Source organism: Aquirufa sp. OSTEICH-129A (genome assembly GCF_054558355.1).
In genome coordinates, this window is record NZ_JBPXKC010000001.1 from 876,740 (window position 1) to 897,996 (window position 21,257).

16 protein-coding genes and 1 tRNA gene are annotated in these 21,257 nt (G+C 39.0%); 7 read left to right on the forward strand and 10 right to left on the reverse strand.

The window, feature by feature from the left end:
• The first annotated feature begins 1 nt into the window (after position 1).
• Entirely contained in the window at positions 2–1,339 is a 1,338-nt protein-coding gene (gene tilS / locus SKC36_RS03880; RefSeq protein ID WP_459453212.1) for a tRNA lysidine(34) synthetase TilS, read from the forward strand.
• 352 nt (positions 1,340–1,691) lie between these two features.
• Here the strand turns inward: tilS and porD are convergent, their stop codons facing one another.
• The 8 genes from porD to SKC36_RS03920 are packed head-to-tail and all read right to left on the reverse strand — an operon-like array spanning position 1,692 to position 9,574.
• Complete coding sequence (gene porD, locus SKC36_RS03885; protein WP_459453213.1) at positions 1,692–2,600, reverse strand: type IX secretion system protein PorD; 909 nt, start codon at positions 2,598–2,600, stop codon at positions 1,692–1,694.
• A gap of 24 nt (positions 2,601–2,624) precedes the next feature.
• On the reverse strand, positions 2,625–2,942 hold the full coding sequence (locus tag SKC36_RS03890; protein WP_459453237.1) for a DNA-directed RNA polymerase subunit omega: 318 nt from the start codon (positions 2,940–2,942) through the stop codon (positions 2,625–2,627).
• 56 nt (positions 2,943–2,998) lie between these two features.
• Positions 2,999–3,889: an outer membrane protein assembly factor BamD gene (locus tag SKC36_RS03895; protein WP_459453214.1), complete on the reverse strand. Its 891-nt coding sequence runs from the start codon at positions 3,887–3,889 to the stop codon at positions 2,999–3,001.
• A 39-nt stretch (positions 3,890–3,928) separates the two neighbouring features.
• Complete coding sequence (locus tag SKC36_RS03900) at positions 3,929–5,686, reverse strand: ABC transporter ATP-binding protein (RefSeq protein ID WP_459464708.1); 1,758 nt, start codon at positions 5,684–5,686, stop codon at positions 3,929–3,931.
• 3 nt (positions 5,687–5,689) lie between these two features.
• On the reverse strand, positions 5,690–5,842 hold the full coding sequence (locus tag SKC36_RS03905) for a FeoB-associated Cys-rich membrane protein (RefSeq protein WP_459464710.1): 153 nt from the start codon (positions 5,840–5,842) through the stop codon (positions 5,690–5,692).
• A 7-nt stretch (positions 5,843–5,849) separates the two neighbouring features.
• The gene (locus tag SKC36_RS03910) at positions 5,850–6,650 is read right to left on the reverse strand and encodes an inositol monophosphatase family protein (RefSeq protein WP_459453217.1); all 801 of its coding nucleotides are present in this window, start codon (positions 6,648–6,650) and stop codon (positions 5,850–5,852) included.
• Entirely contained in the window at positions 6,650–8,779 is a 2,130-nt protein-coding gene (locus SKC36_RS03915) for a carboxy terminal-processing peptidase (RefSeq protein ID WP_459453218.1), read from the reverse strand. Before SKC36_RS03915 ends, SKC36_RS03910 begins: the two co-directional genes overlap by 1 nt.
• 18 nt (positions 8,780–8,797) lie before the next feature.
• A complete protein-coding gene (locus tag SKC36_RS03920; RefSeq protein ID WP_459464712.1) occupies positions 8,798–9,574 on the reverse strand; it encodes an FKBP-type peptidyl-prolyl cis-trans isomerase in 777 nt (258 codons plus the stop codon).
• A 240-nt stretch (positions 9,575–9,814) separates the two neighbouring features.
• Between SKC36_RS03920 and atpA the strand changes: the two genes are divergently transcribed.
• The 4 genes from atpA to hflX are packed head-to-tail and all read left to right on the forward strand — an operon-like array spanning position 9,815 to position 14,452.
• On the forward strand, positions 9,815–11,395 hold the full coding sequence (gene atpA / locus SKC36_RS03925; protein ID WP_459453220.1) for a F0F1 ATP synthase subunit alpha: 1,581 nt from the start codon (positions 9,815–9,817) through the stop codon (positions 11,393–11,395).
• 14 nt (positions 11,396–11,409) lie between these two features.
• A complete protein-coding gene (gene atpG / locus SKC36_RS03930) occupies positions 11,410–12,291 on the forward strand; it encodes an ATP synthase F1 subunit gamma (protein WP_459464714.1) in 882 nt (293 codons plus the stop codon).
• Positions 12,292–12,295: 4 nt separating this feature from the next.
• Complete coding sequence (locus tag SKC36_RS03935) at positions 12,296–13,120, forward strand: DUF2911 domain-containing protein (RefSeq protein WP_459464716.1); 825 nt, start codon at positions 12,296–12,298, stop codon at positions 13,118–13,120.
• A 60-nt stretch (positions 13,121–13,180) separates the two neighbouring features.
• Positions 13,181–14,452 carry a GTPase HflX gene (hflX, locus tag SKC36_RS03940; RefSeq protein ID WP_459464718.1) on the forward strand — a complete coding sequence of 424 codons (1,272 nt, stop codon included), beginning with the start codon at positions 13,181–13,183 and terminating at the stop codon, positions 14,450–14,452.
• A gap of 191 nt (positions 14,453–14,643) precedes the next feature.
• Here hflX and SKC36_RS03945 read toward each other — a convergent pair whose 3' ends face one another.
• Both SKC36_RS03945 and SKC36_RS03950 read right to left on the reverse strand, forming a co-directional pair.
• The gene (locus SKC36_RS03945; RefSeq protein WP_459453224.1) at positions 14,644–17,016 is read right to left on the reverse strand and encodes a heavy metal translocating P-type ATPase; all 2,373 of its coding nucleotides are present in this window, start codon (positions 17,014–17,016) and stop codon (positions 14,644–14,646) included.
• Positions 17,017–18,230: 1,214 nt separating this feature from the next.
• A tRNA-Arg gene (locus SKC36_RS03950) sits at positions 18,231–18,302 on the reverse strand.
• A gap of 129 nt (positions 18,303–18,431) precedes the next feature.
• Between SKC36_RS03950 and SKC36_RS03955 the strand changes: the two genes are divergently transcribed.
• Both SKC36_RS03955 and SKC36_RS03960 read left to right on the forward strand, forming a co-directional pair.
• A complete protein-coding gene (locus tag SKC36_RS03955) occupies positions 18,432–20,045 on the forward strand; it encodes a DUF5060 domain-containing protein (protein ID WP_459464720.1) in 1,614 nt (537 codons plus the stop codon).
• Between the two features lie 106 nt (positions 20,046–20,151).
• Positions 20,152–20,991, forward strand: coding sequence for a metallophosphoesterase family protein (locus tag SKC36_RS03960; RefSeq protein WP_459453226.1), 840 nt, complete (start codon positions 20,152–20,154; stop codon positions 20,989–20,991).
• Positions 20,992–21,257: the final 266 nt, after the last annotated feature.

Genomic DNA, 21,257 nt, shown 5'->3' on the forward strand with positions numbered 1-21,257 from the left:
TATGCTGGAAGATTTCATCCAATTTGTTCGAAAAGAGAATTTATTCCAGGCCGATCAAAAAATTTTATTGGCTGTGAGCGGCGGAATAGACTCCGTAATCATGGCTAAACTGTTTTCATTGGCCAAATTTAATTTTGGAATAGCGCATGTTAATTTTAGTTTGAGGGGTGAAGAATCTTTAGCAGATGAAGTATTTGTTAAAAAAATGGCCAAGACCTTGAAGGTTCCTTATCATACGATTTGCTTTGATACCTTGGCCTTTGCTGAAAAAGAAAAATTATCCACTCAGGTAGCTGCTCGGATCTTGCGTTATGATTGGTTTGAAGAAATCCGTCAAAAAGAAGCATATGACTATATTGCTACAGCTCATCATCAGATGGACAGTGCAGAAACGGTATTGATGAATTTGAGTCGGGGTGCAGGTTTAGCCGGTTTTCATGGAATTCCAATTAAAAATGGCTACATCATACGGCCTATGGCTTTTGCTAGCCAGGAGCAGATTTTTGATTTCGTAGTTAGTCAGAAATTAGCCTGGAGGGAAGATTCTTCGAATGCCTCGAACAAATACCAAAGGAATTTCATTCGACATGAAATTATTCCCAAGTTGATCGAATTAAATGCACATTTTGAACAAAGTGTAGCACAAAGCAGTGCTAATATTGCCAGTATAGAACGATGGATGCAAGCGGAATTATCCCTTTGGAAACAAGAGCGTTGTAGAACGGATCAAACGGGAAATGTATTTGTACAATTATCTGAAAACGGTTTCATGGAAAAAGAAACGGTTATGCGCGAGCAGTTTCTATTATCCTATCACTTTCCTTCAGATTCCATTCATCATATTTTAGCAGCAGATGAAAAACAAATTGGTAAACTATTTGAATCCCCAAGTCATATCTTAAATATTGACCGTCAACAATGGGTGATAAGTCCTAAGGATCAATCGGAATTCAAGCCAATTTTGGTTCAAGAGGAGGATGAAACTGTGGATTTAGGAAAACATTATCTACACATTGATTTTGGAGAAAATGAGAAAGGATTTATTCCTCCAACGGGAGCACATGTAGCTTGCTTGGATGCTGAAACACTGACATTCCCTTTAGAAATCAGAAAATACCAAGAGGGCGACTGGTTTTGTCCGTTGGGGATGAATCAAAAGAAATTGATTTCGGATTTTTTAACAGATAAAAAAGTACCATTAAACCTGAAGAAAAATGTGCAATTGGTATTGAGTAAAGGTTCAGTGGTTTGGGTAATAGGTCACAGGATTGATAACCGAAATAAAGTAACGGAGAAAACAGAGGGTCTATGTATTTTAACTTTGGAGAACAAGGTTTAGGAATATTAATTAGTGAGAATTTAGATCTGAATAGCCTTGTATTCTATATTCATGGATGTCAAATTACCGAATATTTATCATTCTGTAAATTTCAGGGAATACTATCCACTTTGGAAATGAAAAGTTCAATAAATAGATAATTATCAGCAATTGAATAAAAACGATTGAAATTGACCGCTAGGTCAATTAGATTTGACAAATCTTGAAGATTTGTCAAATCTCTGAGAAGAGAATTAAAAAGAATTAAAAAGAAATAATAAAAAAGAATAAAAGAGAAGAATAGGATTGAATTAGATTGAATTGAATCCAATCCATTTGAAAAGAAAAAAAAGAATCAACAAAAAACTATTTCCTACCGAATCAATTTTCTATAAGTCTCAGTTCGGATGGGATCCAATAAACTCAAATAGGCAAAGGCTTGTTGGCGCTCGCTAGGTTCTGCCTCATCCATGATGGAAAAAATCTCATCAGCTTTTGCATCAAAGAAAATACGGATACTTGCCGCACCTGGTCGGATTTGATTGATTTGACGAATCTGATTTAATAGTTCCAATATTCCTTTTCTGGTCTCATCAGGTTGGTCTTTATAAGTATCCAATAATAGTCTGTGATAGGTATAATTTACTTCGCGAACACCTTGTAACTGTTGGTTCATCAGACTTTCGGAAATGGCTACCCGGCTTCGAACATCACTCACTACACCCCATCCAGTACCCGAAGTTTGGGCTAAATTAGTCAAATTGAATAATTTCTGAGCAAATATATCACCTCCCATTTTTCCAAATGAATCATACTGAAAGGCACATGCTAAATAGGCATAATAGGCCAGCATAGCACTTAAATTATCGATGTACGAATTGTCATTATAAGTTAAGGGCATGCCTAATAAATACTTGAAATTGAAACTCTTATCGATGATATTCAATACAATGGTTTCATAAGACGTCCCAAAGACCGGTCGTAATACTTGCACACGAGCATTTGCCTCAAAGTCGCCCTGTGAAGTTGCTTTTGTTAATAATAAATTGATATTGACTTTGATTTTTTCTTCCGGAGCAAAATTATCATTGGACCAGCGTCTTCCATTAAGAAAGTCTTGCATGGTTCTTTGTAACTCTGGATAAATTTGATTGCTTCCGCGCTGTTGGTCGAGCTGCAATTGCTCGGTATTGATGGTCACCGTTGCCTGTAACTCCTGGGCACATAGTCCCCAGGAAGTTAGCAACATGATAAAGCTCAGAATAAAGGGAGTAGATTTCATGGTTAGAAATCAAACGAAATAAAACTATTTTTCGTCTGTACCTTCTTCACGTACACGATAGTCTACCTTATCGGCCATAAAATCGTCGATAGCTAAAGCAGACGGCTTTGGCATACGCTCATAATATTTTGAAATTTCGATTTGCTCACGGTTCTCGAAAATTTCCTCTAAATTATCAACTGAAGAAGCAAACTCAGATAACTTACCTGATAATTCCTCTTTCATCTTACTAGAGATTTGACGAGCTCTCTGCGAAATAATGGAAATCGATTCGTACACGTTTCCCGTCTTTTCGGCAATTTTATCTACATCACGCGTAATGATGGATGGATTTGTTTGGATCTTAGACATCTCTATAAATTTAAGATTGCAAATTTAGACTAATTTTTTGGTAAAAACTACTGAGGACTGGTGGCCAATTTGGATGTTTTTGCCTTCTCCTTTTCGACAGCAGCTTTGTACTCGTCTTCCAATTTGGTAATACGAGCCACCTCTTCGATACTTTTGGTATACATCTTCTCAGCCAATTTCAGATAATTACTGTTGGGGTATTTATCCACCAGCTCCAAATAAAACTTAGAAGCATCAGCATAACGTTCTTTTTGTTTTATTTCAATGGTACTATTGGCCAACTCAAATTGAGATAATACCTTTAAATAAGCCATTTCCTCATTATAATCCGAATCAGGAAAATCACGTTGGAAATTGGTTATCTCAATCACAGATGATTTTAATGTCGCAATGTTAAAAGGTGAGGTTTTATAATACAAACGCGCCTTTTCATAGGCCTTACGCTCTAATTTCTTCCTTAATTCCTTAATGATATTGCTACACTCTTCCTTAAACTTGGTGTCAGGATAATTATTTAAATAACTCTGAATTTCATTGATGGCCGACAAAGTTCCCGTTTGGTCCAAATTATAATTTGGGGAATCTTTGTATAAAGAAAAAGCAGACATGTATATAGCCTCCTCTGCATATTCACTACGAGAAAAGACTTCTGCAAATTTCTTAAAATGCGAATTGGCAAGCGTATAATTTCCCGTATTAAAATCACAATAAGCTTGATAAAAAGTGGCTAATTCTTGCGTAGAATCACCTTTTAATAAAGGTAAAATCTCATCAAAAAGAATACCAGCCTTGGCAAAATCCTTCTTTTTGTAATAATCAACCGCAGCTTTGTATTTAATAGGCACACTAGCACTCTTACGGAATTTTTCAAATTTTCCACAAGAACTTAAGCCTATTAGGGCTACGAAAAGAATCAATCCTAAATTTTTCAACTTCATAAGAGCGCAAAGATAATCATAATTGTGCGTACCTCCGAATTAAACTGCTTTACTAAATTGCAAATGGTATAATTGAGCGTATAAACCGTCCTTTTTAATCAAATTTTCATGATTTCCTCTTTCTTTAATCTCCCCTTTTTCCATCACCAAAATCTGATGAGCATGTCGGATTGTCGATAAACGGTGGGCAATCACCACGGCCGTGCGACCTTTCATTAAAGTTGCAATAGCCTCTTGAATCATCAATTCAGTTTCCGAGTCCACCGACGATGTAGCCTCATCCAAAATGATGATTTTAGGATCATGTACCAAAGCCCGAACAAAAGAAATCAATTGCCTTTGACCCACACTAAGCGTGGCCCCTCGTTCCATCACTTGATATTGATAGCCTCCCGGCAAAGACATAATGAATTCATGTACACCTACCGCTTTAGCTGCCTCCTCCATCTTTTCTTGTGAGATGGATTCATCGCCTAAATTAATATTATAGGCAATGGTCGAACTAAACAAGAAAACATCTTGTAAAACCACAGCAATATTTTTCCGTAAACTTCCTATTTCATAGTCGGTCAATGCCGTACCGTCAATCATTATTGTACCTGATTGACAATCATACATTCTACTCAGCAAACCAATAATGGAAGATTTGCCAGCTCCCGTAGCACCCACAATGGCGAGCGTCTTTCCTGCCTCCACTTCAAAACTAACATTTCTCACTACCCACTCGGGTTCATTGTAGGCAAAAGTCACGTCTTTAAACTCAACTTTACCCTCCAATTTATCCGCCAAATGGGTACCATTATTTTGAATATAATCCTTGGAATCCAATAAGCTTAAAATCCTTTCGGTAGAAACAATCCCCATTTGCAAGGTATTGAATCGGTCGGCCAACATCCGAATAGGTCTAAAAAACAGGTTGATAAACATAATAAAGGCAGTCAAAGTACCTACACTTTGTTGTTCCTTCAATATATATGTAGATGCCATCCACACCACCAATCCTGTCCCCACAGCTGCAATCACATCCGCTACGGGAAAATACACAGAATAGGCCCAAATACTTTTAATATTGGCATCTCTATGCTCTTTATTAATTTCCTGAAACTTCAGCATTTCCCTTTTTTCAGCATGAAATAACTGAACTATCATCATTCCTGAAATATGCTCCTGAACAAAGGAATTGAGATTAGCTACCGCCAAACGTACCTCGTTGAAAGATTTTTTGATATGTTCTTTAAAAATATAGGTGGATAAAACCATGAAAGGAACGGTAGCCAAAATAATTAAGGTCAAGCGCCAATCCGTATAAAACATGACGGCTACAATCAAAAACAATTGCAATAAATCACCGGCAATAGAAGCCAAACCTTCTGAAAACACGTCGTTCAATGTTTCAATATCAGAAACAGTTCTCGTTACCAATCTTCCAATGGGTGTAGAATCAAAAAAAGCTAAACGTAGATTAATGATTTTTTGATACAGAGTCACACGAATGTCGCGTATTACGGTTTGACCTAAATAACCGGCTAAATAACTGGTAGAAAACTGCAAACCGGTTTGCAGGAACAAAACGGCCAACATGATAAAAAACATGCGTAAAAGATCTTGAATGTGGGCAATATCCACATAATGATCTAAGGTATAACGTATAAGCAAAGGAATAGCGGGTGATACACCAGCCATGCATAGAATTAGAAATACCAATAACCAAAATCGGAATTTGTATGGAACAATAAATCCATAAATTCTGCGAATGATTTGCAGGTCGACGATCTTACCGCTGGATGTTTCTTTCAAAGCTTATACAGGATTGTTGGTTTCCGTGGGCATGGCAGAACAAGTTCCACAACCTTTGGCACAACCCACTTCTTTGGAAAAAAACATCCGATAGACTAATCTCCCTAAATAAAATAGCGCTCCAACAAATACGAGACTGATGATGATCTTTTCCATTTGTCTATTAGTTTTCCCAATGCATTTGCAAAGTTCCTAAAAATTCTTCAAAAATAGCCCCTGCACCTATGATTTGACCCGTAAAAATAACATCCTCAGCACCAGAAAAATTAGTTACCTTCCCTCCTGCTTCTTCTATGATAATTTTACCGGCAGCAACATCCCATGGTTTCAAATTAGCTTCAAAAAAGCCTTCAAAGCGACCACAAGCAGTATAGGCCAGATCGATGGCCGCTGCACCCATTCTACGTAAACCATGACTTTTCTGCATGAGTTCCTTTAATAAGGCCAAATACTTGTCTTGATAAGAGAAATCATGATAAGGGAATCCGGTAGCTAATAAGCTTTTCTCTAAACTAGCTTGAAAGGAAACATGTATCGGCAAACCATTTAAATGTGCCCCATGCCCCTTAATAGCATAAAATAATTCATCCCGATTAGGCTCATAAATCATGCCTAAAATGGGCTGTTTTTGATAGATTAAACCAACAGAAACAGCGTAAATGGGCAATTGATGCAAAAAATTAGTAGTGCCATCCAAAGGATCAATCACCCAATAATAGCCATCTCCAACATCCGAAAAATCAGAAGCTGACTCCTCAGCAATAAATCCAGCCTCGGGAAAAATGGCAGCAAGACCTTCTTTCAAACGCGCTTCGGCAGTTTGATCCACAAATGAAACGAGGTCATTTTTGCCTTTATATTGAATTTGCTCAATCGCAATCTGGTTCACCATGGATTGGATCCATTGGCCTGTTTCCCGAACCAGAGGTAGGGACTGTTCTAATATTTTCTCTAAATCAGCCATTATTTTTTAGCTGGTGTTTTTGCCGCTACTTTGGTAGGTAAAGGCCCTAAAACCCAATCCGCCAATAATTGTTGAGTTTCTTTCAAATACACATCTTTAGCATGTTTATCAGCAGTGGATGCTTTCTTATCTTTTTCTGTTTCTGGAGAATCTGCCGCTGAGCCCGCAATATTTTCCATGACAGCTTGTGACTCATCTGGCTTTTTCTTTTGCTCATCTAGCTCCTTTTTACGCTTATCTATTTGTAAGGAAATAGAATTCTGCTCTTTGATTTTTTTCCAACGCTCAAAATCATCTTTCAGCTTAATTAAATCTGGTTTGGATTTCAAACGAGCTTGGAAACTAGCCTGCATCTTATTGATTAAGCCTGGGTTGATGTTGGAAGTAATTTGATAATTGGTTGGTGAAATCATATCCCAAGGCAATGCACTTGGCTGTGAACTTTCTCCAAACTCCTCTGCGGAAAATGCAGAAGGCAATGCAAAATCCGGACTCACCCCTTTATGCTGAGTGGAGCTACCATTGATGCGATAGAATTTCTCTAGGGTAATTTTCAATTGCCCTACAGGTTCTTTCTCGTTGTTCATGTAATTATCTAAATCAACCACCGACTGCACAGTTCCTTTACCATAGGATTGCTCACCTACGATAATTCCTCGCTTATAATCTTGAATAGCCGCAGCAAAAATTTCTGATGCAGAAGCAGAGAAACGATTAATCAATACCGCCATTGGTCCATCATAAAACTGTTCTGGGTCTTTATCTACTTCTTGGCTAATACGGCCATCCGACTGTTTTCTTTGAACCACTGGACCTTTTGGTATGAATAAACCGGTTAAATCAACAGCTTCAATTAAAGATCCTCCCCCATTATTACGTAGATCGATGATTAGGCCATCTACTCCTTCTGCTTTGAACTCAGTTAAGAATTTCTTTACATCAGCTGAAGTGGATTTGAAATCGGATTCTCTTTTACGAGCGCCCTCAAAATCACGGTAGAACATTGGGATCGTAATCAGTCCCAACTTCATTTTTTTGTCTCCTTGGTTAAAGGTCAAAATCTCTTTTTTAGCCGTTTGTTCTTCCAATTTAATCTTCTCCCTAACCAAACGAACTTCAGAAGTTGGGGCACCTGTTCCACTACCAGCAGGCAATAATTTCAATCGAACTACGGTATTTTTAGGCCCACGAATTAATTTCACGGCATCATCGGTGAACCATCCAATCACATCAACGAAACTTCCATCATCCCCTTGTGCAACTCCTACGATGCGGTCCTTGGGATTGATTTGTTTACTACGAAATGCAGGTCCACCTGGAATCAAGTCTTGAATCGTTACGTAATCCCCTTCTAAACGAAGTGTAGCACCGATACCTTCAAAACTCTGAGCCATATCCGTATTGAATGCCTGAGCTGTACGCGGAATCATGTAAGAGGTATGCGGATCAATACTTTCGGTGTAAGCATTCATGAAAACTTGAAATACATCTTCAGAGCGCGTACGAGCCATGTATTTTTCAGAACGCTTGTAACGCTCTTTCAACTCGCGCAGGGCCGTAGTATCCGCTTTTCCAGAGATTTTCCAATCCAACAATTGTCTTTTTATGTCTTTACGCCAGTAATCATTTAACTCTTCCTTGGAAGCAGCGAATTTGGCTTTCTCTCTACCTGGCTGGTAATTCTCATCGATGGTAAAGTCAGGTGATTTTTGTAGAATCTGATCAATGTAGGCATAACGCTCCTTCATTCGTTGCTGGTAGCGGTTATAAATAGCAAAGGCGGATGTCAAATCACCCTCATTCAATTGATCGTCGATCGTTAAACGGTATTTCTCCAATTCATCGATATCAGAAGCAAGAAAGAATACTTTGTTGGGATCAAGTTCTTTCAGGTAGGCATCGTAAATTTTGGATGATAAGGAATCGTTTACCGGAATTTTACGGTAATGGTAATTACTCAAGATACCAAAGACCAATCTCTCCACTTTACGTTGGGTGTCTGTGGGTTGCAAATCTCCATCTTGATAAACCACCGTATTGTTCGATGGAAAGGATGTTTGATTTTTGCCGTGTAAAAACAATACCACCAAAAGTGATAGAGGGATTAGAATAGGCAGTATCTTTTTCATATACCGTGCTGTGTTTTATTATTTTTCAATAGCAATAAGTTCTACTTCAAAAATTAAAGCAGAGTAAGGTTTGATGGCTGCTCCACCACCGCGGATACCATAGGCCAATTCTTGAGGAATGTACAATTTCCATTTAGAACCTACCGGCATCATTTGCAAAGCCTCTACCCAACCAGGAATAACACCTGTTACTGGAAAAGAGATAGGCTCTCCACGATCTACTGAGGAATCAAACACGGTACCATCAATCAGAGTTCCATGATAATGTGTTTTAACTTTATCAGAGGATGTTGGCTTAGGACCATCTCCAGCTTTTATGATTTCATATTGTAAACCGCTAGGAGTAACCTTGACGCCTGGTTTCTTTTTATTTTCTGCTAAAAACTTTTCTCCAGCTTCTTTATTAGGCAAAAATTGTTTGGCTCCTTCTGCCATTTGTTTCTCCTGGTTACGCATCATAAAGTTATTAACTACTTTTTGGCATTCTTGTTCGCTGAGACTTAAAGTACTACCTTGTGTAGCTGCGGCAAAACCTTTGGCAACGGTCTCAGGATTTAAAACCACATTTTGTGATTTAAAATTTTGAGCAACCAACACACCAACAGCATATGAAACAGAATCAAGCGTGCTAGCAAAATGAGCGCTTGCATGTGGAGCGGCTTTAGCCTTAGGAGCTGAGGCAGCAGGTTTAGTAGCTACTTTAGCTTTGGCAGCAGGTTTTGTCTGAGCAAAAGTGGAAAAAGTAAGAACAGTAAGAGTAAGAATAGTAGTTAATCGAATCAAAGGAAATTTCATAGAATTTATTAATATAGTCAAACAAAGCCTCTAAGATACAGAAAAATGGCTCTTTCTCAATTATTTTAACGCCATTTAACGGAGTCTATATTGACCTAACGGTATGTATCTAAAAAAAGTCTTATGAATTCATACATTTTTTGCAGAAGTTATGGGAATATTGAAATTTCATAACTAATTTTGCACCCGAAAATTTAGTTCAAAATAAGTATTTAACATCCCAGAAAACTCCATTTTAACATGGCATCAGTAAGACCAGACGAAGTTTCAGCCATCCTTAGGGAGCAATTATCTCAGGCTAAGACCCAAGCAGAATTAGAAGAAGTAGGTACCGTACTCCAAGTGGGTGATGGTGTGGCTCGTATTTACGGGCTATCCAATGTACAAGCAGGTGAGTTGATCGTATTTGAAAACGGATTGAAAGCCTTGGCATTGAACCTAGAAGAAGACAACGTGGGAGCCGTATTATTGGGCGAATCCACTTTGGTAAAAGAGGGTGATACCGTAAAGAGAACCAAATTAATTGCTTCAGTTAAAGTAGGTGATGGCATTTTAGGTCGTGTAGTGAACACTTTAGGTGAGCCTATCGATGGAAATGGTCCAATCACTGGAGATTTATACGAAATGCCTTTGGAGCGTAAAGCGCCAGGTGTAATTTTCCGTCAGCCAGTAACAGAACCTCTTCAAACAGGTATTAAAGCGATTGATGCCATGATTCCTGTAGGACGTGGTCAGCGTGAGTTAGTTATTGGTGACCGTCAAACAGGTAAGACAGCTGTTTGTATCGATACCATTATCAATCAAAAAGAATTTTACGATAAGGGAGAGCCTGTTTTCTGTATCTATGTAGCCATTGGTCAGAAAGCATCTACCATCAAACAAGTTGAGCAAACCTTGCGTAAAGCAGGTGCTATGGATTACACGGTAATCGTTTCGGCGAGTGCGGCTGATCCAGCTCCAATGCAATTCTACGCTCCGTTTACAGGTGCTGCCATTGGTGAATTCTTCCGTGATACAGGTCGTGCTGCTTTGGTTGTTTATGATGACCTTTCTAAGCAAGCCGTAGCTTACCGTGAAGTTTCCTTGTTACTTCGTCGCCCACCAGGACGTGAAGCTTATCCAGGAGACGTATTCTACCTTCACTCTCGTTTATTAGAGCGTGCTGCTAAGGTCAATGCTTCTGATGCTATTGCTCAGTCGATGAACGACCTACCAGATTCTATTAAGCACTTGGTAAAAGGTGGTGGTAGCTTAACAGCCCTTCCAATCATTGAAACTCAAGCGGGTGACGTTTCTGCTTATATCCCTACCAACGTAATTTCAATTACGGACGGTCAGATCTTCTTAGAGTCTAACTTATTCAACGCAGGTATTCGTCCAGCGATTAACGTAGGTATCTCGGTATCACGTGTAGGAGGTAATGCGCAGATTAAGTCGATGAAGAAGGTTGCGGGTACCTTAAAATTAGATCAAGCTCAATTCCGTGAATTGGAAGCTTTTGCTAAGTTTGGTTCTGATTTGGATGCCTCTACTAAATTAACGATTGACCGTGGTCGTCGTAACTTAGAGATGTTGAAGCAACCACAATTCTCTCCACAACGTGTAGAAGATCAGGTAGCGATGATTTACTTAGCTACTACTGGTAATTTAGATAAAGTACCAGTGGAGAAAGTACGTGAATTTGAAAAAGATTTTATTCAAGTATTACGTGCTACCGAAAAAGCTACATTGGATGCTTTAGGAGCAGGTAAATTTGATGATACCTTGACGGCTACACTGAAGCGTGTAGGAAATGAAGTAGCAGCTAAATACGCAGTATAAAAAATTAGAATGGTATGGCTTCCTTAAAAGAAGTAAGAAATAGAATCGTTTCAGTTAATTCGACGCAGCAAATCACCAAAGCTATGAAAATGGTTTCGGCAGCGAAGTTGCGTCGTGCTACAGATGCCATTGTCCAAATGCGTCCTTATTCTAAAAAGTTATCAGAAATGATAGCGACTGTTTCAGGACGTACGGATGCAGGAAAAGAAAATCCATTTACTGAAGTACGTGAAATTAAAAACGTATTGATTTTAGTGGTGACCTCTGACCGTGGTTTGTGTGGCGCTTTTAACGCGAATATTGGTAAAGCAACCATTGCTTTGATTCAACAAAAATATGCGGCTTTGCAGCAGGCTGGACGTGTTGAAATATTGCCATTAGGTAAAAAAGGGGGTGAATATTTGGGTCGTAGAGGGTATAAAATCAATACTGCTCACCAAGATATTTATACTAAATTAAACTTTGGCAATGCTCGTTTGATTGGAGAAGAAGTATTAGCTGGTTTTGAAGAAAAACAATATGATGTAGTTGAAATTGTGTTCAACGAATTCAAAAACGTAGCAACACAAATCATTCGTACTGAACAATTATTGCCTTTGCAAGAAAGCAATACTGGTGATGTAAAACCTTCCGCTGTGGATTATATTTTTGAGCCATCTGAAGCGGAAATCATCAATGAATTGATTCCTAAATCCATTAAGCTTTCTATTTTCAGAGCCTTATTAGAGTCCAATGCCTCAGAACATGGTGCTCGTATGACGGCTATGGATAAAGCTACGGATAATGCGGGTGAATTATTGAAAGCATTGAAATTAGAATATAACCGTTCACGTCAAGCCGCTATCACCAACGAAATCCTTGAGATTGTGGGTGGTGCTGAGGCTTTATCTGCTTAATCCTATGAAAAAGATACTTTTAGTGTTGGTTTTGGCTACTTTAGGAATGAGTGCTCAGGCACAATCATTCAAAGTTCCTACTCCTAGTCCATCTCAAACCATCAAACAAGAGTTTTCTTTATCTTCGGTAGAGATCACTTATTCCCGTCCTGCTCTTCGCGGACGTAAGATATTTGGTGATATCGTGCCTTTTGGAAAATTGTGGAGAGCAGGGGCCAATGCTCCTACTAAAATAACTTTTGGAGAAGATGTCAAAATTCAGGGAAAAACCTTGAAAGCAGGTTCTTACCAATTGATGATCAATCCTTCTGAAAAATCATGGGAGATTATCTTCAACAAAGGAACTAATGGAGTTTTTAATTATCATCCAGAGGAAAATGTGTTAAGCACTACGGTTCCAACAGCTACTTTACAGTACCCGGTGGAATCTTTGGCATACCAATTTGAACTAGTTGCTGCCAATAAGATGTTTATTCAGATATCATGGGAAAAAACAACAGTTTCTATTCCAATAGAAACGGAGATTGATGCCAAGATTGCGGCTTCCATTGATCAAGTGATGAATGCAGACAACAAACCTTATTTTGAATCGGCTTCTTATTATTTTGAGACGGGTCGTGATTTGAACAAGGCTTTGGAGTGGGCTAGTAAAGCGACAGCGGCTAACCCTACTGCGTTCTGGGTTTTCCATTTAAAAGCGAAGATTCAAGCGAAAATGGGTGACAAAACGGGTGCCAAAGCAACGGCTTTGAAATCCATTGAATTGGCGAAAGCCCAAAAAAATGACGATTACGTAGCGCTTAATGAGAAATTAATTAAGAGCTTATAAAATAGAATTGCTTAATTTGAAAAAGCCTTTCTTAACGGGAAGGCTTTTTTTAGCTTATATATGGGAGAAGAAAAGGGATATAGTACCAATAAAGAGCAAGAAACCGCCGTTTTAGTGGCCGTGACTTCGCAAAAACAGAATGCACAACAAACGGCAGAATACTTAGCCGAGTTAGCATTTTTAGCCTCTACCTCAGGGGTGTTGACTTTGCATAGCTTTACACAAAATTTAGCTAAGCCAGATAACCGTACCTATGTGGGTAAAGGTAAATTAGAGGATGTGATTCGTTATGTGATTGACAAAGATGTGGATATGATCATCTTTGATGATGATTTAAGCCCATCTCAGGTTAGAAATATTGAATATGAGATTTCGATATGCGGCAAGGAGATGAAAGTCTTGGACCGCAGTTTGTTGATTTTGAATATTTTCGCACAAAGGGCCAAAACGGTACAAGCGAAAACACAAGTGGAATTGGCCCAGTACCAATACATGCTTCCACGTTTGACCCGTATGTGGTCTCACTTATCCAAGCAGCGTGGTGGTGTGGGTATGCGTGGACCGGGTGAGAAGGAATTGGAGACTGACCGACGTATCGCCAATGACCGCATAGCCTTTTTGAAAGAAAAGTTGGAGGCGATAGACCGACAAACCTTTACTCAGCGTAAGAACCGTGACCGTATGGTGCGTGTGTCTTTGGTGGGTTATACCAACGTAGGTAAATCGACCTTGATGCAAAAGTTGGCCAAAGCGGATGTCTTTGCGGAGAATAAATTATTTGCTACGGTAGACTCTACCGTGCGTAAAGTGAGTTGGGAAGGTATTCCGTTCTTATTAACGGATACGGTAGGATTTATTCGTAAGCTCCCTACCCTATTGATTGAATCTTTTAAATCGACCTTGGATGAGGTAAGAGAAGCGGATATTTTATTGCATGTGGTGGATATTTCGCATCCAAACTTTGAGGAGCAAATTGAGATTGTTCAAGGGATTTTGAATGAAATGGGCGCAGGTGACAAGCCAACAATCTTAGTTTTCAATAAGATTGATTTATTCCCGGTGGAAGATGTATTCTTTGAAGGAGCGGCCTTGAATGAAGATGGCGAACCGGAATTAAGTAAAATGGACCGAGTAACTCAGTTCTTGAAGCAAACTCACTGGCAGACCAACCAACCTAAAACGGTATTTATTTCGGCAGAACAAAAAAGCAATTTGAATGAATTGCGGGATACTGTTATGAGTCTAATCAAAGATAAACACTACCAAATTTTCCCGAATTGGTTAGGTGGTAATCACTTGATGGGGCATAGTGATGAGTATGTGCCGGAGTAAATGGTAATGTAGAATTAGGAATGTAGAATGAAGAATTTTTTAGGATACTATTCTCGACATTCAACACATTTCGATAGAGTTGAATTAAAACTGTAAATTGATTTCAGAGCACCTTTCTACATTCTACATTTTACATTCTACATTTTACATTCTACATTTTATATTCTACATTCCTAATTCTACATTCTACATCATAACGCTTTCCCCCTCAACCTTAAGGAATTCGAAATCACCGACACGGAGCTAAAGCTCATGGCGAGGGCGGCGAGCATCGGGGATAAAAGTGTGCCGAAAAATGGGTACAGAACTCCTGCCGCAATGGGAATGCCTAATACGTTGTATCCCAAGGCAAAAAACAAATTCTCCTTAATGTTACGGATGACCATTTGGCTTAATTTTCTAGCCTTAGCAATATCCCGTAAATCTCCTTTAATGAGGGTTATCTCCGCACTTTCTATGGCCACGTCAGTTCCTGTTCCCATAGCTATTCCAATATCCGCCTGAGATAGGGCAGGTGCATCATTAATGCCATCTCCTGCCATAGCTACTTTTTTACCTTCGGCTTGCAAACGAACAATTTCATCCAGTTTCGACTGAGGCAACATCTGTGCTTTCCAAGCGTCTAATCCCAGTTTTTTACCCACCAAATCAGCCGTTTCTTGATTATCCCCTGTCAGCATAATCACTTGTAAACCTTCGGATTGTAGTTCTTGAATAGCTTGCTGGCTGGATTCTTTGATTTTATCGCTAATAACCAAAGCCGCTTGAGCTTCTTTTTCATCCGCAAAGTAAGAAATCGTTTTACCAAGTTTTTGCTCCGCAATCACCTGCTTGAACAAATCCACTGGAATATTGATACGGCGCTCCTCTAGCAATTTATGATTTCCTATGACGTAGGTTTTCCCTGCAATTTGCCCCAATACCCCTTTACCCAATAAGGCTTCAAAATGATCGACTTTGATGGCCGTAATTCCCAAATTCTTAGCAAAATTGACACTAGCTTTAGCCAAAGGATGCTCACTCAGCGAATTCAGTGATACTATTTTTTGCCAGACATCCCTCTCGATTATTTCCTCTGAACTGACCAACATTTTTTCCAGGGAAGGCTTGCCCTCAGTCACGGTTCCAGTTTTATCGATTATCACCACATTGACTTCAGCTAATTTTTCCAAAGCTTCGGCATTTTTAATCAATATACCATGTTGGGCACCCTTCCCTACTCCTACCATCACCGACATCGGTGTGGCTAAGCCAAGGGCACATGGACAAGCGATGATGAGCACCGCAATAGCATTCACAAAGGCAAAAGTATATGCATTTTCATCGGCCAACAAGGCCCAAGCCATGAAGGTTAAAAGCGAGGAAAGCACAACAGCGGGTACAAAATAGGAAGAAATGGTATCGGCCATTTTTTGAATGGGCGCTTTAGAACTACTTGCTCGGTGTACCAATTCAATAATTTGAGATAATAAAGTATCTGCCCCAATTTTATCTGTTTGAAGTACAAAACTCGTATTTCCATTAATGGAACCTGCCCTCACGATATCTCCAGCTTGTTTATCCACAGGAATAGGCTCCCCGCTAATCATGGATTCGTCAATGGAGGCATGACCATCCTGAATATGTCCATCTACAGGAATTTTTTCCCCAGGCTTCACGCGGATTAAATCTTGAACTTGGATTTGGTCAATCGAAACGATAACTTCTTTGCCATCCTTAATCAATGTCGCCTCATTGGGTACTAGTTTCAATAATTCCCGGATAGCTGCATTAGTCTTACCATGAGCTCTAGCTTCAAGTACCTGACCTAATAAAACCAAGGTTAAAATCACAGTAGCTGCTTCAAAATACACATAAACAGTACCATGATGCGAATGAAATTGATGGGGGAAAATGGATGGAAAAAAGAGAGCAATGAGCGAAAACAACCAAGCAGCGCCAGCGCCAATGCCTATTAAGGTAAACATATTGAAATGCCGACTAATCAATGATTGCCAAGCCCGTTCAAAAAACATCCAAGTAGCATAAAATACGACAGGGATAGATAAGGCAAGCTCCACCCAATTCCAGGTATTCATGGAGGCCCATTGAAATAAAGGGTTTCCAGGAATCATATCCGTCATGGAAATAACAAAAATGGGTAAGGTAAATGCAATGGCAATTTTTAATTTAAATAATAAGTTCTGATAGGTACTATTTTCATCTTCGATACCAGTTGCTTGAGCGACCAAATCCATGCCACAAATAGGGCAAGATCCAGGTTTAGCATAGGTTTTATCTCCCTCACAATGCATGGGACAATAATATAAAGCCCCTTGAATGGCTACGGGTTTTGGTTTGGCCAACAAAGTTTGGGGATTTTGACCAATGTGGTAATTTCCCCCGCTAGCTTGCAAAGCCTTTTCAAAAACGTCGGTGGAAATATGATGTTCCAACTCAATGATGGCTTCGGCTTTTTCCAAATCAACGGTAGCTTTGGCCCCTTCTACGGAGTTTAAGGCTTTTTCAACGTGACTTCGGCAGCCTTGGCAACTCATGCCAGTTATGGGGTAGGTATGTTTCATTTCAATGTAGAATGAGGAATGTAGAATGTAGAATATAGAATGTAGAATGTAAAATGTAGAATGTAGAATTATCGACTTTATCCTATAAAACAAATATTTAAGGGGAAGCATTCAAATATAAGCAAGTATTTTGCTCTTGAATGATAAATTTTAATAAGCTCCGTTTCTATCTTTTGTTGGGATTAACCTCTGAATGTAGAATGTAGAATGTAGAATTTTAGATCTGAAGGCTATTCCTTAAGCTTGAGCTAAAGGGAATGAACGAAGCGGGAATCGAGTCGAACGCAAACTGGCTATTAAACATGACACTTCAAAGAACAACTTTTGATGTTGGCTTCGAGAGCCTCAGCCAACTGTAAAATTCTGTGGTAAGACACAACTACTCTTTTTAAAAACAAGTTGATGAGTTGGCTGAGGTTCTCGAAGCCAACTATTGCCATTGGAATTGCATGTGCTATTCGACATGTTCCGCAGGGTCATGTCGAATGATAAGATTATTGGAATTTGTAATTCCATTCTATTTTGAAGGCCTCAAACAAATACTAAATTATCGCTAATCTCAAGGTATTTCTTTTTTTGGAAAAAAAAAGAAACAAAAAAACTTGAAACAAATCGGTTAATCCTAAGACGAATTCCGCTTTCGCGGAACCGATGCTCACTTCGCATACGGCTTTAATTTTTGACTCTTGGCTATTCCCTTCGCACAGTGTCAAAAATGCGCCTACCGCTTCGCTCATGCTCCGTTCTCATCTTTCTTCGGGATTAACCTCTGAATGTAGAATGTAGAATGATGAATGTAGAATTTTAGATCTGAAGGCTAATCGTTCAGCTACTTCGAAAAGGAAATGAACGAAAGGGAATCGAGTCGAGCGCAAACTGGCTATTAGACATGACACTTCAAAGAATAACTTTTGATGTTGGCTTCGAGAGCCTCAGCCAACTGTAAAATTCTGTGGTAAGACACAACTACTCTTTTAAAAACAAGTTGATGAGTTGGCTGAGGTTCTCGAAGCCAACTATTGCCATTGGAATTGCATGTGCTATTCGACATGTTCCGCAGGGTCATGTCGAATTATAGATTAGTGGAGTTTTAGGTCAGAAGGCTATTCCTTAAGCTTGAGCTAAAGGGAATGAACGAAGCGGGAATCGAGTCGAACGCGACACCGGCACATCTAACGTTTAGGTTCACCTTTGTTTGAGAGAGATACTCGTAGTGGCCCCAGCGGGAATCGAACCCACATCTAACGTTTAGGAAACGTCTATTCTATCCGTTGAACTATGGCGCCAAAATAGACTTGCAAATTAATCATTTTAGAACAAAAAACTTGATAATATTTGATTGGGTAGTTCTTTATCTTGTAGCTTTGAGCCAAACAATTATTAGTCAAAAACCTAATTCTATGAAAACCCTGTGGATGAAAAAATCATTTCTTTTAGGTATTAGCCTACTTTTCAGTCTCTCTTCTGAGTTATTTGCTCAAGAAAAAGTAGAGCGATGGAATCGAATAGAACTGGTTTGGAATGCCCCCTTTAAAGGTAATGGATTCCAAGATGTCGAATTCAAAGCTACTTTCGTTCATCAAGATACTACGATGACCATTTCGGGTTTTTATGATGGCGACAATCGGTTTAAAATTCGATTTATGCCCACCAAATTAGGTACTTGGCGCTTTACCACACAAAGTAATGTGGCAGGATTAGCCAAAAAATCAGGGACTTTGGAATGCATCACTCCTTCAATACAAAACCATGGTATGGTCAAAACCCATCAAATGGTGCATTTTAGTTACGCTGATGGAAAAATATATTACCCTTTGGGAACAACCGCTTATGCTTGGAACCACATGGGAACTGAATTGCAAAACTTGACTTTGGCTTCCTTATCAAAGTCTGGCTTTAATAAAATTAGGATGTGTGTATTTCCCAAAAACTATGATTTAGTAAAAGAAGAACCCAAGCTATACCCCTTTCTTGTCAAAGAAATTAAACGAGATGAACTGGGTAATACGACCTATATTTGGGATTACTCTCAATTTAATCCCACTTTTTTTCAACACCTAGAAAAGCAACTAGATGCATTGCAAAACTTAGGAATAGAGGCTGATTTAATTCTATTCCATCCATATGATAAAGGAAGATGGGGATTTGATGCCATGCCCCGAGAGGTCAATATTCGGTATATTCAATATTTATTGTCACGTATTTCCTCTTTTAGAAATGTTTGGTGGTCGATGGCCAACGAATGGGATTATGTGAAATCAAAAACTGTTGCGGATTGGGATGAATTAACTAAAACAGTTGTCAAATCAGACCCATATCGCCATTTATGTTCTATTCATGGAGCTACTGCAACCTATTTTGATTATTGGAAACCGGAATTTACCCATGTAAGCGTGCAAGATGAATCACCGGTTCAAAGTCCCAATTCCGCAGCCATGCTCCGAAATGTATATCATAAACCCGTGGTTTTGGATGAAGTAGGATATGAAGGCAATCTTAAATCGCGCTGGGGAAGATACAGTCCTGAAACCATGACTCATTTGATTTGGAATGGAGTGATGGGTGGCACTTACGTGACTCATGGAGAATCATTTATGTTTAAAGATCACCGAGATACGATATTCTGGGCCAAAGGTGGCCGATTTGTTGGCGAAAGTTGGAAGCGAATTCGTTTTTTGAGACAACTATTAGAAGAAGGTCCTGGGCCTATGACTTTGTCGGATGTTTCACGCGACAATGTTACTTCATCCGGTGGAAAGGGAAATTATTTAGTTTATTTTGGCAAACAAATTCAGGAATATTGGATGTTTAATTTACCTGTCAACAATGGATCTTTTGGTAAATTAAGTGCAGGCACTCGCTTTCAAGTCGATATTATTGATACTTATGCTATGACCGTTCATACCCTACCGGAGATATTTGAAACGGGAAAAGACAGTGATTATCGGTTTTATGACAAAGATTGGAAGAAAATCAGGTTGCCAGAAAAGCCCTACATCGCGCTACGAATCAGGGAAATCCATGAATGATTAACCTAGCTTTAGGGTATTTTAATTATTAACAATACATTAAGATGAATAATCAGTACTATTTTTATGTAAAATAAGATAAATTAGAACTTCAATCTAAACCTATATGTCAAAAAAAGAAAAAGAACTGCCAAGCAGAAGAAGTTTCATTCAGCAAGTTTCATTTGCATCCATATTCCTACTTTCTGGACAAATCAAGGCCATAAGTCCAAATGAAGTAGAGGCATTCCGAAAAAAGGTCAAATTGCGTTTTATTGTAGCATCTGACATCCATTATGGGCAAGCTAATACTCCTTTTGAGGAGATGTTGGACAAGGCCATTCAACAAATCAACCAATTTCATGCCGATAATCCATTGGATTTTTGTGTCATGAATGGGGACATTGTCCATGATGATAAATCCTGGATGCCTAAAGCCAAACAGAAAATTGACGGACTTAAAATGCCGTATTACGTGACACGGGGAAATCATGATTTAGTAAGTGCCGATTTTTGGAAAGAAATATGGGGTACTCCATTGAACCACCAGGTCGTGCATAAAAAAGTGGGTATTTTATTAGGTGACACATCCAATGAACAAGGCAAATATTTATGCCCCGATTTAATTTGGCTAAAAGAGCAATTGGAGTTGCACAAAAAATACAAACAAGTATTATTGTTTTTACATATTCCCCAAGCCAAATGGACCAAACACGGCATTGATCATCCGGAATTTTTTGATTTATTAAAAAATTACCCCAATGTCAAGGCAGCTTTCCATGGTCATGAGCATGATCAAGATGGAGTTAAAATGATGAATAATACCCCGTTTTTATTTGATTCCCATATTGGGGGAAGTTGGGGTACAGCTTATAAAGGCTATCGTGTGGGTGAATTATTACAAGATGGAACTTTAATCACCTATATGATGAACCCTGAAGTGAAGATGGAGGAACTTAGCTTTTAAACGCCAAGATTAAACCGTGTAGCACGGAAAAGTATCGAAACTCCTAACGCTGTCAGGGTTCCAAACCCTGCCAGCGTTGCTGAAACAGGTTTAATCAGCCGTTTAACGAATGAGTTTTCGAATTAATTGTCCAAGAAATAGATATTCATCTAGGATACGTCATCGTATGATATCCAACTCAAAAAAATAATATTCCTGGTAAAAGTTTAAACAAAAAAAAAGTCGAAGCTTAAAAAGTTCCGACTTTCTGCAATCCGTGTTCTAAT

Excerpts from the sequence above, each read along its gene's own strand:
- SKC36_RS03955 (WP_459464720.1), top strand. The coding sequence starts at position 18,432 with ATGAAAAAATCATTTCTTTTAGGTATTAGCCTACTTTTCAGTCTCTCT.
- atpA (WP_459453220.1), top strand. The coding sequence starts at position 9,815 with ATGGCATCAGTAAGACCAGACGAAGTTTCAGCCATCCTTAGGGAGCAA.
- SKC36_RS03915 (WP_459453218.1), bottom strand. The coding sequence starts at position 8,779 with ATGAAAAAGATACTGCCTATTCTAATCCCTCTATCACTTTTGGTGGTA.
- SKC36_RS03905 (WP_459464710.1), bottom strand. The coding sequence starts at position 5,842 with ATGGAAAAGATCATCATCAGTCTCGTATTTGTTGGAGCGCTATTTTAT.
- SKC36_RS03960 (WP_459453226.1), top strand. The coding sequence starts at position 20,152 with ATGTCAAAAAAAGAAAAAGAACTGCCAAGCAGAAGAAGTTTCATTCAG.
- SKC36_RS03910 (WP_459453217.1), bottom strand. The coding sequence starts at position 6,650 with ATGGCTGATTTAGAGAAAATATTAGAACAGTCCCTACCTCTGGTTCGG.
- SKC36_RS03895 (WP_459453214.1), bottom strand. The coding sequence starts at position 3,889 with ATGAAGTTGAAAAATTTAGGATTGATTCTTTTCGTAGCCCTAATAGGC.
- porD (WP_459453213.1), bottom strand. The coding sequence starts at position 2,600 with ATGAAATCTACTCCCTTTATTCTGAGCTTTATCATGTTGCTAACTTCC.
- atpG (WP_459464714.1), top strand. The coding sequence starts at position 11,410 with ATGGCTTCCTTAAAAGAAGTAAGAAATAGAATCGTTTCAGTTAATTCG.
- hflX (WP_459464718.1), top strand. The coding sequence starts at position 13,181 with ATGGGAGAAGAAAAGGGATATAGTACCAATAAAGAGCAAGAAACCGCC.
- SKC36_RS03920 (WP_459464712.1), bottom strand. The coding sequence starts at position 9,574 with ATGAAATTTCCTTTGATTCGATTAACTACTATTCTTACTCTTACTGTT.
- tilS (WP_459453212.1), top strand. The coding sequence starts at position 2 with ATGCTGGAAGATTTCATCCAATTTGTTCGAAAAGAGAATTTATTCCAG.
- SKC36_RS03935 (WP_459464716.1), top strand. The coding sequence starts at position 12,296 with ATGAAAAAGATACTTTTAGTGTTGGTTTTGGCTACTTTAGGAATGAGT.
- SKC36_RS03945 (WP_459453224.1), bottom strand. The coding sequence starts at position 17,016 with ATGAAACATACCTACCCCATAACTGGCATGAGTTGCCAAGGCTGCCGA.